This is a genomic window from Paenibacillus sp. AK121 (assembly GCF_019042715.1).
Taxonomy (GTDB): domain Bacteria; phylum Bacillota; class Bacilli; order Paenibacillales; family Paenibacillaceae; genus Paenibacillus; species Paenibacillus polymyxa_C.
This window is the reverse complement of sequence record NZ_JAHPJM010000008.1, coordinates 82,056-95,471: the sequence shown is the minus strand read 5'-3', so window position 1 is coordinate 95,471 and position 13,416 is coordinate 82,056. Positions and strand designations below refer to the sequence as shown.

The following is a 13,416-nucleotide window of genomic DNA, read 5'->3' as shown; positions in this document are numbered from 1 at the left end:
ATTGAATCCACAGTGCTTCCAGGGACCGTTCAGGTTCCTGGATTTTTTTGTTATATGAACTTTTTTATACATAAGTATTCCCAATTTCCTAAAATAGAGGCTTTGGTCGCACGCTAAAAAAGATCATAGATGCATGTCAAAGCGTGGGACATATGGATCATTTTTTATGATTATAAATAGTTAAAAAACAGTCATTAAAAAGTTACAAAAGTGTAATCTTATAATCAGTTAACTGAATTGTTAGCGCTCTCTTTATATAAGAAAGAATGAAGGTCCTAGTATTTTTCTTCCAAAAACTTTCAATGAAATTTCCGAAAATGTGCGGTAGGGTGGTAAACGTGTCACTTGAGCCATTGCGGCTTTTGCTGACTTGCTTGCTTACCCCGTGGCTCTGGATTCTTGTTGGAGCTCGCAGGGTCGAGAGCCTTTGCAAGCCTGTGAGCGTTGAATAGGCATTCACCTCATGACCAAACATCAAGGAGGAATTACAAACGTGAAAGTAAAATCAACATGGTTGTTCCGTATGGTGATGATGACAGTCATTGCGGCTGTTGTGATCGGACCTATGCATATTGCAGGAGCGGCAGGAAGCCGGACAGATCGGCCTTGGATGAACACATCCCTGTCGGCTGAGAAACGGGCAGCATTGCTGTTACAAGAAATGACGCTGGAAGAAAAAATAGATCTGGTGACTGGTAAGGTCAACAATTATTATGGATTTTATAATAATTCGATGGAACGGTTGGGTATTCCGGCGTTAAAGATGGCAGATGGACCTGCGGGTGTTCGGATCGCCAATCCGGATGTGCAGGACAAGCAATCAACTGCGTTGCCGGCCCCTATTGCATTGGCTGCAACGTGGGATACCCAGGCTGCCAAACAGTATGGAGATTTGATTGGAGACGAGGCTTTTAATACGACTCATAATGTGGTGCTTGGACCGGGGATGGATATTGCCCGTATTCCATGGGGATCGAGGAACTTTGAATCTATGGGCGAGGACCCGCTACTGCAATCGCAAATGGCGACCGCTTATGTCAAAGGTGTGCAAAGCCACCCTGTCTTGGCGACTGCGAAACATTACCTTATGAATAATCAGGAGACGGAGCGTTTCACGACAAATGTCAAAGTCAGTGACCGTGCGCTACATGAAATTTACATACGCCCGTTTCAGGAGGCTATTGCCAAGGCAGACTTGGGCGGAGCTATGTGCTCCTTTAACAAGGTCAACGGCGAATCGGCATGTGAGAACAAGACCATCCTGACAGACCTTTTGAAAAAGGAAATGCAATTCAAAGGCTTCGTGATGAGTGATTATGGCGCAAATCTGAGTACAGTCGAATCGGCAAATAGCGGTTTGGACCTGGAAACACCCGGAACACCTTATGGTAAATGGGGAGACCAGCTGCTGGATGCTGTCAAGAATGGCAAGGTAAGTGAACAAACGATTGATGATAAGGCTAAGCGCATTCTGGTGCAAATGTTCAGTAAAGGTTTGTTTGATCACCCGGCTCAAAATAATCAAATTGATGCACGTGACCATGGTAAAACAGCCCGTCAATTGGCTGAGGAAAGTATGGTACTGCTTCAGAATAAAAACAACGTATTACCGTTATCTCAAGATAAACTCAAATCCATTGCTGTGATTGGTCCAGATGCAGATAGCGGCACAGTGGCAGGCGGAGGCAGTTCGTTGGTAAACCCGACGTACACGGTGAGTCCGCTGGAAGGCATCCGTAATCGTGTAGGCAAAGGAGTTACCGTCAAGTATGCACCGGGCACGGACCCTATTTCTGCGGGAGACATTATGCCAGGTCCATCAGCTGTTCCGTCTTCGTTGCTGACCACATCCGATCAGAAAGAGAATGTCAGTGTTGGATATGCGACTTATGGCGATGCTGAGCAGGGACTGCGAGGCGAATACTGGACGAATAACAAGATGGAAGGCAATCCGATTCTTGTGCGCAATGATGATCAAGTCAATATGAATCTTGGCTTTTATAATTATCAGGGCTTCAATGCGAAGTCCCCTAAAGTTCCTAATACCCCAACAACACTAAATGGTTTGATATCTGCACGCTGGACAGGGGCCATTGCAGCTCCCAAGGATGGTGACTATGCATTGTCATTAACCAGTTTGGGGTCAAGCAAGCTGTATCTTGATGATAAGCTATTTGTAGATAATCAAGGTACGAAGCTGGGAACAACGAAGAAAAACATCTCGCTCCAAGCGGGGGAAAAGCATAAGATACGAATTGAATATCGTGCCGATTATCCAACGAATGGTCGCGATTCTGGTGGTATGGTTCGTCTGGGCTGGGAGCCTCCGGCAGATACGACAGACAAGCTGATTGACAATGCTGTAAAGCTGGCTAAAAAATCGGATGTTGCGATTGTGGTCACACGTACGTATGAGAGTGAAGGCTATGTGGAGCGTTCCGATATGGAGCTGCCGAATAATCAGGATCGGCTGATCCGTGCGGTTGCCGCTGCCAACCCGAAAACCATTGTGGTACAAATGAGCGGCAGAGCTGTGCAAATGGACACCTGGCAGGACAAAGTTCCAGCGATCGTACAGGCATGGTTTGCTGGTCAAGAGCAAGGGAATGCCATAGCGCGCGTCTTGTTTGGGGATGTGAATCCTTCTGGCAAGCTGCCAGTAACCTTCCCGGTTAACGAGCAGTCTACACCTGTATCCTCACCGGAGAAATTTCCGGGTGTCAATGGAGTCGGTGACTATTCAGACGGTATTTTTGTAGGCTACCGTGGATATGAGAAATCGGGTATTCAACCTGCATTTTCCTTTGGACACGGTTTATCCTATACAACTTTCGGGTACAGTGATTTGAAGGTAAAACAGCATGCGAGTGGAAAGAAATCCGATCGTACAAGTTCTGTCGAGATTTCCCTTAAATTAAAAAACACTGGCAAAACAGCCGGAGCTGAGGTTGTGCAGGTATACAGCGGTAAGCTTCTGACCAATGTAGAGACCCCATCACGTCAATTGGCAGGTTGGACCAAGGTAGAGTTAAAGCGGGGCCAAGAGAAGAAGGTTCGCATTGAGCTCGACCCGAAAGCTCTCTCTTATTGGGATGAAAAATTCAAAGCATGGGTTATGCCATCTGGTGAAGTTCCGATTTATGTAGGCAGCTCCTCTCAGGATACAAGACTGACAGGAAGTGTTACGATTCCGGCAACCTCTACAGAAAAGGCAAAAAAGTAATCCCGTTATATTCCTTTTAAAGTGGTTAAATTTCAAGAGAGCACGGGCACTAGCACCGGCTCTCTTTTTGCTATAGATATGTAACATTCAGTAGGTATGCAAAGGGAAACCCAAGTGAAAGCTGAAATAGAAGGAAATATAGGGGACAGTCTGATTATGGAGAGAGGAGGACCTTAGATGAAGAAACTCCCAAAACAACGACGTTCTGACTTGTTCCTGCTTATAGTTGCAGCTATCATCTTGATTGGTGCTATTCTGATCAGTCTGGCTATGCAGAATGGTGTGAACACGGCAGGCGAAAGGAATGTCAGTATGTGGCTAACCACACCAGACCCGGCGAATCGTCTGACACAGCAAGCCCCAATCCCATGGAGAAAAGACAACAGTAACGAAGTTGCAGCGAATGCGGATACACTGACGGTTGAGATTAGACCAGATATTCGTTACCAGACGATGGAAGGGTTTGGCGCAGCAGTTTCCGGCTCGTCTGCATATCTGATGAATCATGGCATGTCTGCCAATCAGCGTGATCAGTTGCTCAATGACTTGTTTACAGCCGGCGGTATTCAATTAAGCTATATTCGCCATACCATTGGAGCATCAGATTATTCAGTGGATGAACAGGGACAGCCTAGCAACTATACCTACGATGATGTGGCCACAGGCAAGGACTATGAGCTAAATCATTTCTCCATTGCCAAGAATCGGGATGTGATCGATGTGCTGAAGCAAATTCTGAGAAGAAACCAGGATTTACGGATTATGGGGACTCCATGGACGGCCCCGCCCTGGATGAAATATGGTGAGCAGATATATAACGGTTGGTATTTGGACTATACCGATCCGCGTGTCTATCAGGCGTATGCTGACTATTTTGTTCGTTATATACAGGCCTATGCGAATGAGGGGATTCCCATTCAGGCGATTTCCATTCAAAATGAGCCGGAATTCACCACGTCCAAGTATCCCAGCATGAGTATGGGAGCAGTAGAGCAGGCGAAATTTATTAAGCAATATTTAGGCCCTGCTTTAAGTCGAAACGATTTGTCTACCCATATTATTGCCTTTGACCATAACTGGGATACTGGGAGTGAATATGCCAAGACCGTACTGGGAGACGAACAGGCTCGAAGCTATACGCACGGAACGGCCTTTCATTGCTACAAAGGAGAGCCGACAGCGATGTCAGACGTGCACAATGCTTTTCCGGATAAGCCTGTTTATATGACAGAATGCAGCGGAGGAGCATGGAGTCCGGGCTTTGGAGATGATTTAAGCTGGGATATGTCCAAGCTGATTATTGGCGCACCCCGAAACTGGTCGCAAAATGTCCTCTTTTGGAATATTGCACTTGACCCGTCCGGCGGTCCGACCAATGGTGGATGTACCAACTGTAGAGGTGTAGTGACCATCGACCCGTTAAGCGGTGCCGTTACGAAAAATGTAGAATATTATGCGATTGGACATGCCAGCAAATTTGTCCGTCCTGGTGCGGTACGTATTGATTCTTCTCATTATAGTGGAAGTATTGAAACGGTCGCTTATCGTAACCCCGATGGTACGCTGATCCTGATTGCCGCCAATACGGGAGAGAACACAAAGACATTTAAGGTTCGGCAGGGGAATCAAGTTTTCAAATCAACCCTTCCATCTAAGTCAGCAGCTACCTTTCAATGGAAGCCTACAACTTCCTGAGAGGGTCTGTACATCCATGTTTATAAAAATTTTAGAGTGCTTAGCCCTATCTGGTTAAGTGCTCTTTTTTTCTCTACCAAGTTCCAACTACGAATAAATAAAATTTTAAGATTGTTCAGAATCGGTTCAGAAGTGGATGATAAAATCTTTTCACTAACAAAAGAATGAACCATGTACGGGGAGAAACTGGTGAATTAAGAACAAATAAAGAATGGTAGAAAGCGCTAATCGAGACCTTGCTGGCAGGTATAGCATGGGGACCACAGCTTTGTTCATGTGGAAAAGAAAGGGGACACATCAGCAATTGTGACTAAAGCGAATACAGTCACTGGCTCTACTTATAGCTCAACTTTGACGTAATTAAGATGTTACAAAGCTGGACATTCACGTTGTATTTAGTGGTACCGCCTGGCAGAGCGACTATATTTCAGGTTCATCAGGAACCACAGGAGACATTTCTTTTGTTCTTTTCACAATATGTCGATGGTGGAGACGGTCGCATCGTGCTGCAATTGTTTTACAACCGAGAATGTGACCTCTCTCATAAAATAGAAGGATATGAGCTGGAGGTTCACCAATTCATGAAAAATACGAACCGCATGAACGTGTCCAGCATAGCGCTATATCCGGTTAATCCATTAATACCGTATCTGATCATAAACAGCATCTTTTTACGATTTTATGGATGTTACAAATGTTTCCTATTTTAATCAAGAGGGTCATCTCTATAACCCAAGCGAATTTAATACGGTCGCATATGTACTAAAATATTATGGAACTGTGGTAGATGTGCTTGGAGAGCCTCATTCGCAGGATCAATTGTTTCCTCAAGGCGTGACATTTGTTCGTAAACAAGGTATAACATGCGGCTCGCCCGTTTTTAATCAGCAGAATGAGTGGATTGCTTACCCGAAAGGTACTTATCAATATGTTGGCAGGCATACACCTTAGTTGTGTATATTGGTCTGAGACCTCTACTCTTTGTAGTGAAAGCCAGTTGGGAGACAAATTCCTCATCTCCGACTGTGTTCCCAGAAACAATTCTTTCATCAAGCTTGCCTTCGAGCATTCCCGGACAAAGGCTCATTTCCTCTGCAGGAGATGTTCCGTCTTACAGCTCTCACGCCACGTATATCATTTAAAATCCCCTCACTAAATCTTTTCTTGTTGTTTCGCGTCACCAATTATAAACACTATAGTTAAGTATAGAGTCAATTTTATCTTCCATCGGTGAATGTACATATAGTTTCCCTTGATCAGTCCTCGGTTAAATACCAGAATACCCCATAGTAGATTGGACAAGGTAACTTCAATTTCGTTACTCTAGAGCGAGCTCTTTGAAGCGTTCCAGGTGCTGCTGCGAAACGCCGCATTCGTTTTTCAAGTATCCTTCAATGTTCGCATGCCGGCTCATAATTCCCTGTAGCACGTCCTCCAGATAATCACGCTTCACCTCCAGCATGGGCCTGATTCGCTCTGCAGGCACTCGGTAAAAGCTCATCAGTCGGATCATTTTCTCGGCTTTTTTCATACGTGGCCCGATGCATATATTGGAATGCAAGTAGTCCTCAAGCACGCTTTCGTAGGGAATTCCCAGAAACAGCTGAATAATCGCCACGATGAATCCAGTTCGATCCTTGCCCCCAGTGCAATGAATCAGGACAGGAAACTTCTCTTTTTCGGACAACAGAGTGAAAAGTTTCTGTAACGTAGACTTAGAGCCAGTCCCCATATGATCATACATGTCTTTCATCGTTTGCTCAAAATCGATATCCTTGCCATGTCTAATTAAATACCTTATAAATTCGAGACGGGTAAATTCCTGACTTTTATCCTGCATGGCCAAATTCTTTACTTCGACTCCCTGATTCAGCATGCGGCTCTTGTTCGATTTCTGCTCCGTTTCCGTTCTTAAGTCGCAAATCAGCTTAAGGCCGATTTGATTCATTCGTGCCATGTCGGCTCTCGATAACTTTGACAATTCGTCGGAGCGGAACAGGATTCCCTTTCTTACTCTCTTCCCATCCGTGGTGGCATAGCCTCCGAAATGCCTGAAGTTGGTCAAGCCATCAAAATAGAGTGCAGCGGTATGCTCATGATTGTTTTTTTGCATATTCTTTTCCTTCCGTTCATTTATAAATCCCTGTTTTTTCATGACTAAATCAATGCTGTATATTTCGACCCTGACATTTATCTTATTTTGACTATTTAGTTTTGTAAAGAACTAATAGTTCATAATCCGAATAAATCTGTTTATATCGAGGATTGACACACCTGGCTCTCAAGGATATGATGAGTTGAAAACCTAAAAGTTTTTAATAAAACTAATTGGTCAAATAGGGTCTTGACGGGCTAGACTGAAGCAGGCTTAGTCCTCAACCTTCGTTCATTTCTAGAGAAAGCAGGTATTTGTATATGTCTCATCATGCAGTTATTGACGAATCTTCTAAGGAAGGGTCATTTATATTCCGTCTATATTTTTTGCCAACGCTTGCGATCGTCATAGGGACGTTTATGGTGATTTTGAACAGCACAGCTCTTAACCTGGCCCTCGCGACCTGGGATCAGGAATTTGGCGTTTCGCTCCAGACCACTCAATGGTCGGTAAACGCCTATACACTTTCACTTTCTGCGGTCATTCCGTTGGCAGGATGGCTTTCGGACAAATGCGGTGCTAGGAAGGTGTTTCTTTGTTCTATTGGATTATTCATGTTAGGTTCCATATTATCTGCATTCGCGCAAAATTCTGGACAACTGATTTTTTTTCGGATCATTCAAGGTTTAGGAGGAGACATGGTTTCCCCGATTGGAATGGCCATGCTATATCGCCTTGCTCCACCTGACAAGCGAGGGGCGATCATCAGTTTACTTGGGATTCCAATGCTTCTCGCTCCCGCGCTAAGTATGGTACTATCCGGCCGGTTGGGTGAATTCGTAGACTGGCACTGGACTTTCTGGCTTACTACTCCCAAATAAGATAGAACAAAAGGAGGCAACGCATTGATTAAGATTCTCTTTCATCCTAAAACGCCCGTTTTTGTCACAGTGCTTGCGTGGCTTGCCGCCATGATAGTGGTCTGGTCTGCTCCTCTGGAGATCCCTGTTCATTTCATGAATGGACAAGCCGACAGGTTCGTCAGTCGATGGGGCGGTCTTTTTGGTTTTCCAGCCTTGATGACCGTGTTGCTCATAATCCGAAATTGGCCTGACACTGTTGTAAGGCTTATTTATGTACTGGTCTTACTCCATATTTGTATGCTATGTATTGCTCTAATGTAAGGGAGAACGCTTTTACTGAGTACCATGGAGTGGATCGGACGCCTCATTTTGGCACGACGCCTTCTTTTTTGCTCGCTGGATATTGGCTATACTTGATCAAGGAACTTTGAAAAAATCACATCTGCCGTAACAAGTGATAAGGAGACATAAGCATGAGTTTAATAAAGGAAAAAATCGTCCAATCTGCTATCCGCCTTTTTATGGAGAAAGGCTATAGAGCGACCTCAATTCAGGATATCGCCGACGATTGCAGTATCGCCAAAGGTTCCTTGTATAAATTTTTTGAGTCCAAGGAAGAGTTGTTCGTCAGTATATTGAAGCAGCGCCAGCAGCATATGATGGATGAGGTGGAGCGAATTCGGAAAATGGCATTACCGCGCCGGGAAACGTATCTGGCCGAAATTATGGGTTTGTTCCAATTCTTTGGCCGTCACGGCTACTATATTTCCCGAGATTACAATGAATTTCCCTCGGCGAGCAACGACAACATCTCTACCCTCATTCATCAGATTCAGATTCAGATGTTCAGCTATTACCAAAACCTGCTGATGCGCCAATACGGCTCTGCCATATTGGATTGGAAATGGGACGTAACTGCCATGTTTAGCGGCATGATCCGGGAGTATACTTTTCATCTGCTATTCGCATACAAACCAATCACCGTCGAAAAACTAGCAGGATTTATCGCGGAACGTATGGATGATTTGGTTCAAGGTTTGAGTAAATGTTCACCTCAGCCTCTGCTAACCTATGAGTTCATGAAAGAGTATGAGGAAGTGGATTTAGAGTCACTTGTCCCGACAAGCTCAGCGAGGATTTCCGTTTTGTTTCAAGCGATCTTGTCGATCATTCCTGATCTATATATCCCAAATGCCAGAAAGAAGGAACTTCAGCAAGTGACCGTGTTGCTTGAGGAAGAGTTGGAAAATAAGGCACCTAGAGCGTTTTTGATCCAGGCATTGCTGCGGGATTTGGCCGCTGAAGCAGAACTATCGTTCTATGCCCACCAGTTGCAACAGCGGCTAGGCGAGCTTCTTATTAAAGATTGATTTCGATATGAGTAAAAGGCGGTTTTCTCTCAAGTATGATTTCGTATTATTAGGTCAACCCAAAATTTGGGCGGCCTATTTTAATAGGTGTTTTAAGATGATGATAGCCGGGGGAGAACTAGGTGCTGTCCCACTCGCCTCTACTTCACGGGAAATGGTTGATTCCGAACCAACAAGATAGGCGTTCATTTTCTGGTGTTCCATCAAAAAACGTAAGACAACAGGTGGGAGTTCCGTTTTCTCGTTAGCAGAACTGGAAGTCCTTCATGCATGGCATAGTTTGATACAAACATGTTTTCAGAGAAGGTTTCTCCCTTGTTCTGACATAGGGGGATACGTCAGCCGATAGTTCGATACGGCTATCGATGTTTCGTATGGGCTACCGTCGTTCGTGGAAATCCGGGATAGGCCATCTGAATTAGTTGATCATGACAGCAAGATCATGATATACCATATTAAACGATCATACCGTTCAGTTTTTAGAAAAACACGACCATGTCCTTGGCGTGTTTTTCTGTTAGTATGTTAGTTGTGTTGAAAGAAAATAAAGTGTTAAACTCGGAAAAATAGAGTATTAGATTGTAATGACATCGGCCGGATGCGTGAAGCTGCAACGCGTGCTCTTGTTATTCTCCCAGAGCGCCGAATTGGGCGCGACCGGTGACATCGGCGAGCTGTGCGGCGAAGCTGCGGCTTATGTTCCTTGTTGCTCTTCCGAAAGCAATGGTTCAGCGTACCAGTCTAATACTTTATTTTCTTTGGATAAGTGCCCTATTTGTCGTCGCTTTTGGCCGCCAGCAAAAACGCTTTGAATTTAAGGTCGAAGCCGTAGCACTTGATTCGGGTTATTTAACAACGTCAATTTGCAAAGGACTTTAAAGCTGGAAGACCTTGCGGTGATTGCTCACCGGAGATTTCATCCCAAGCAAGGATTGTTTCCAAAGTGGAAATTCACCTTTGACGCCGAGCGAAATATGTTCGTTTGTCCGGCGAATCACGAACTGAAATACTGAACCACAGACCGAAAGGACTACCGGCAGTATGCTCCCGAATTTTAGATTTAATTGAAGGAGATCGTATATGGTTATTCGAGAAATGAAAAAAGAAGACAATGCAAAAGTAAAAGAAATTATACAAGATTCATTAAAATCACTTGGATTAGCGATTCCTGGAACAGCTTATTTTGACCCTCAACTTAATGACCTACACCAATACTATAATAATTTAAAACATGCGAACTATTGGGTAGTAGAAATGGAGGGAGAAGTTGTTGGTGGAATTGGTATAGCGCCGTTTAACGAACATGATAAAGTTTGCGAATTACAAAAGCTATACTTAAGTCCAAAAGCTCAAGGTTTAGGGCTTTCCAAGAAACTTATGGAAACAGCTTCGTCTTTTGCCTCTAAACATTATGAAAAATGCTATTTAGAAACAATGCATGAATTAAAAACTGCATGTTTATTATATGAAAAGTTTGGATTCACACTTTTACATGAACCTCTACCAGGTTCTGAACACTCTGCTATGGATGCTTGGTATATAAAAGCTTTTCAAAGTTAGGTGTGTCAGTCTAATGTTTTATTTTCCCTGTACAAGTGGACCCTCATGACAAACATTAGCTGGTTTTCTTGTGTACGCTTCTTGCTGCAGAACTTGTTCAAATAAATTTTAAAGGAGAGAAGACGTTCTGATTTTATCAGTACGTCTTCTCTTCGATTCGAATGATTAATCAGTCAATGGAAACAATTGTCCATCCATTATCTTTATCCTTTTCAAAATAGAAGGTATACCGTATTATCGGGTGAAAAACCTAATACACATAGTACTCGCAGAAAATATAAGAATAGAAATAAATTTAGCAGGTTTGTTCATATTTAGATTCACCTATCCTTTCTCTTTCAATAACGACTCCTAAGAACAATAAACTTTTGCAAAGGAGCATTAAAATGAAAAATCTAAGATTAAAATACGCTATTGCTTTCCTGTCGAGTATAGTGTTGGTGGGAAGTATAAGTGGCTTTTCTATCACTAACGCTAATAGTACATTACAGCCTAATACCTATGTTCAAAGTTCAGTTAATACTGTAAATCCATCTGTATATCAGTCCATAACTAAGTTTAAAAAGAACGAGACTCCAGATCAAGTAATGTGGAAGGAAAAAAACATTACGTTATTGGCAAAAAAAGTCGAGCTGGAAAATGTCCCGAGTTCCGAGAAAAGTGTCATTACATCCATAACGATCAAAAAAGGAGAAAAGAGTTACACCCTTAAAACAGATGGATATAATGATAAACTGCGTGATATATCGAGTGTAGTATTATCTCCTTCTAATACCTGGTTGGCTATACAGGCACAGCGTAGTGCAGGCGATACGTTATTACTAATCAATCTTACAACCGGAAAATCTACCATTGTAAATGATCTATTAAAGGCTAAAGGCAAAAAAAATGTAGAATCCATTACTGCTTATAATTGGTCACCAAAAGAAGATCAAATTGCCTTTTCGTTAGGTGATACATCAAGCAGCTCCCTAGCCATTTATAATACGAAGAAGGATGGCTTTATATATCTTCCTAGAGAAACGGATTATATTAGCACCGGCCTGATTTTATGGCATAAAGATGGAAAAAGTTTAGACTATATAAGTGAGTATCCATCTGATCAAAAGAAATTATACAGATACTCCATGGACAGCAAAAAGGTGAAATCTGTTAAAAAAATTAGTCAGAGTGAATTTCAAAAATGGTTCAAACTTGATAAATACCAAACAAATTAATACAAATGTAAGGGTGGATTTGAATCGTTGGGCACAAAGGAACCAAGTTAGAGATATGCATTCAGCAGAATCTCCGCGAAGAAACAAACGGTCTCTTTTATAAATGCCATCATTAATGATCTCCTTGTACTTAAAGTTTTGAGATGATTATAATGAAAATATAGTTTATATTTAGACTTCTTGAAGTTGTTGAGTCCAAATATGTCCAAACATCTCAATTACAAAGGAGAGAGCTCATTTCATGAGTATACATTTAGAGTTGGATTCCTTGTCGGTTGAAAGGCTAGCGATGGTCCTTTCAGGACGGCCAGGCATGTTCAAGTTGTTTTATGATACAGAAGATTGTGGATGCAACGGCGTACTTGTTATCTTGGTGATCGATGCACCGAATGCAACCGATATAGCAGTTCAGTCCGATTCTTATTCTTTTTGGGTAGATCGGCAGCAGGAGCAGCAGTTCGATAGCAGAATGCGGCTTGAGGCAGATCCTAGTTACCCGTCGTTTAAAATAAGTAGCGATGCTGGTGTGTTGAGTAGCAATGTTAGAATTCAAGATCGGCGTGTAAACTCCGAGGGGTGATATGCGGGCGTGATAGGAATTCATTAAGCATCATAAAGTAATTTTGATTGAATACTAAATTCCCAAAAGACGAACCTTCTTTAGCCCATAGGGCAGAGGTTCGTTTTTACAATAACTTTTATGATAATTTCAGAAGGACGATGAGATGATGAAAAACTTGCTCGTTTCTGGCTATCGTGCCCATGAGCTGAATATTTTCAGTCAAAAGCACGAAGGCATTCCATACATTAAAAAGGCGATTACAAGCAGGCTGATTCCCCTGATCGAAGATGGGCTGGAATGGGTGATTACCCCCGGCCAATACGGGGTGGACTTGTGGGCTTGCGAGGTCGTCATTGCATTAAAACAGCAATACCCCGACCTAAAATGCTCTATTATGATGGCTTATCAAAATATGGAGGAAAAATGGAAGGAGGATAAAAAGGAATATTTTCAGCAGATTTGTGCCGAAGTTGACTATGTGGGAGTAGTTAGCCGTCAGGCGTATCAGGGAATATGGCAACTCAAGGCACGGGATGAACTCCTTTTCCGCAAAACAGACGGTTTATTGCTTGTGTATGACGAGGATGCCGGAGAGGGTAGCCCACGTTTTATGAAGGAACTGGCATTGAAAAAACAGCAGGCAGAAGGCTATCAATATATCAGTATTAGCTCAGAGGATATCCAAAGCATAGCTGACGAAGAACGATTATTCATGGACCTCTGATTTTTAAAGTATTAGCCCGGATTTTTGAACAAAAAGGACGAATTCGTCCCTTTACATTTATGTAAGCGCTATCATAAGATTTAAACAACAATAACTTATCAGTCAGA

Annotated in this window: 10 protein-coding genes and 1 pseudogene; 10 read left to right on the top strand and 1 reads right to left on the bottom strand. The window is 42.9% G+C overall.

Annotation, left to right across the window (positions count from 1 at the left end):
• Nucleotides 1-493: 493 nt before the first annotated feature.
• The gene (locus KSP24_RS15855; RefSeq protein ID WP_216975725.1) at nucleotides 494-3,223 is read left to right on the top strand and encodes a glycoside hydrolase family 3 C-terminal domain-containing protein; all 2,730 of its coding nucleotides are present in this window, start codon (nucleotides 494-496) and stop codon (nucleotides 3,221-3,223) included.
• Nucleotides 3,224-3,400: 177 nt separating this feature from the next.
• Nucleotides 3,401-4,918 carry a glycoside hydrolase family 30 protein gene (locus KSP24_RS15850; protein ID WP_216975723.1) on the top strand — a complete coding sequence of 506 codons (1,518 nt, stop codon included), beginning with the start codon at nucleotides 3,401-3,403 and terminating at the stop codon, nucleotides 4,916-4,918.
• Nucleotides 4,919-6,236: 1,318 nt separating this feature from the next.
• Here the strand turns inward: KSP24_RS15850 and KSP24_RS15845 are convergent.
• Complete coding sequence (locus KSP24_RS15845) at nucleotides 6,237-7,031, bottom strand: tyrosine-protein phosphatase (protein WP_216975721.1); 795 nt, start codon at nucleotides 7,029-7,031, stop codon at nucleotides 6,237-6,239.
• Between the two features lie 302 nt (nucleotides 7,032-7,333).
• Between KSP24_RS15845 and KSP24_RS15840 the strand changes: the two genes are divergently transcribed.
• The 8 genes and pseudogenes from KSP24_RS15840 to KSP24_RS15810 all read left to right on the top strand — a co-directional run bounded on the left by KSP24_RS15840 (nucleotide 7,334) and on the right by KSP24_RS15810 (nucleotide 13,309).
• The gene (locus KSP24_RS15840) at nucleotides 7,334-7,894 is read left to right on the top strand and encodes an MFS transporter (protein WP_216975719.1); all 561 of its coding nucleotides are present in this window, start codon (nucleotides 7,334-7,336) and stop codon (nucleotides 7,892-7,894) included.
• 24 nt (nucleotides 7,895-7,918) lie between these two features.
• Nucleotides 7,919-8,197 carry a DUF1648 domain-containing protein gene (locus KSP24_RS15835; protein WP_102163339.1) on the top strand — a complete coding sequence of 93 codons (279 nt, stop codon included), beginning with the start codon at nucleotides 7,919-7,921 and terminating at the stop codon, nucleotides 8,195-8,197.
• A 152-nt stretch (nucleotides 8,198-8,349) separates the two neighbouring features.
• Nucleotides 8,350-9,246, top strand: coding sequence for a TetR/AcrR family transcriptional regulator (locus KSP24_RS15830; protein WP_216975717.1), 897 nt, complete (start codon nucleotides 8,350-8,352; stop codon nucleotides 9,244-9,246).
• A 766-nt stretch (nucleotides 9,247-10,012) separates the two neighbouring features.
• Nucleotides 10,013-10,256 (top strand): annotated as a pseudogene (locus KSP24_RS25310) (IS5/IS1182 family transposase); the annotation flags it as partial.
• 70 nt (nucleotides 10,257-10,326) lie between these two features.
• Nucleotides 10,327-10,806: a GNAT family N-acetyltransferase gene (locus KSP24_RS15825; RefSeq protein ID WP_025679703.1), complete on the top strand. Its 480-nt coding sequence runs from the start codon at nucleotides 10,327-10,329 to the stop codon at nucleotides 10,804-10,806.
• A gap of 386 nt (nucleotides 10,807-11,192) precedes the next feature.
• Nucleotides 11,193-12,023: a hypothetical protein gene (locus KSP24_RS15820; protein WP_216975715.1), complete on the top strand. Its 831-nt coding sequence runs from the start codon at nucleotides 11,193-11,195 to the stop codon at nucleotides 12,021-12,023.
• Nucleotides 12,024-12,264: 241 nt separating this feature from the next.
• Entirely contained in the window at nucleotides 12,265-12,603 is a 339-nt protein-coding gene (locus tag KSP24_RS15815; protein ID WP_216975713.1) for an iron-sulfur cluster biosynthesis family protein, read from the top strand.
• A 145-nt stretch (nucleotides 12,604-12,748) separates the two neighbouring features.
• A complete protein-coding gene (locus KSP24_RS15810; protein WP_137077933.1) occupies nucleotides 12,749-13,309 on the top strand; it encodes an SLOG family protein in 561 nt (186 codons plus the stop codon).
• The last annotated feature ends 107 nt before the right edge of the window (nucleotides 13,310-13,416 follow it).

Excerpts from the sequence above, each read along its gene's own strand:
- KSP24_RS15850 (WP_216975723.1), top strand. The coding sequence starts at position 3,401 with ATGAAGAAACTCCCAAAACAACGACGTTCTGACTTGTTCCTGCTTATA.
- KSP24_RS15845 (WP_216975721.1), bottom strand. The coding sequence starts at position 7,031 with ATGCAAAAAAACAATCATGAGCATACCGCTGCACTCTATTTTGATGGC.
- KSP24_RS15840 (WP_216975719.1), top strand. The coding sequence starts at position 7,334 with ATGTCTCATCATGCAGTTATTGACGAATCTTCTAAGGAAGGGTCATTT.
- KSP24_RS15830 (WP_216975717.1), top strand. The coding sequence starts at position 8,350 with ATGAGTTTAATAAAGGAAAAAATCGTCCAATCTGCTATCCGCCTTTTT.
- KSP24_RS15825 (WP_025679703.1), top strand. The coding sequence starts at position 10,327 with ATGGTTATTCGAGAAATGAAAAAAGAAGACAATGCAAAAGTAAAAGAA.
- KSP24_RS15820 (WP_216975715.1), top strand. The coding sequence starts at position 11,193 with ATGAAAAATCTAAGATTAAAATACGCTATTGCTTTCCTGTCGAGTATA.
- KSP24_RS15815 (WP_216975713.1), top strand. The coding sequence starts at position 12,265 with ATGAGTATACATTTAGAGTTGGATTCCTTGTCGGTTGAAAGGCTAGCG.
- KSP24_RS15810 (WP_137077933.1), top strand. The coding sequence starts at position 12,749 with ATGATGAAAAACTTGCTCGTTTCTGGCTATCGTGCCCATGAGCTGAAT.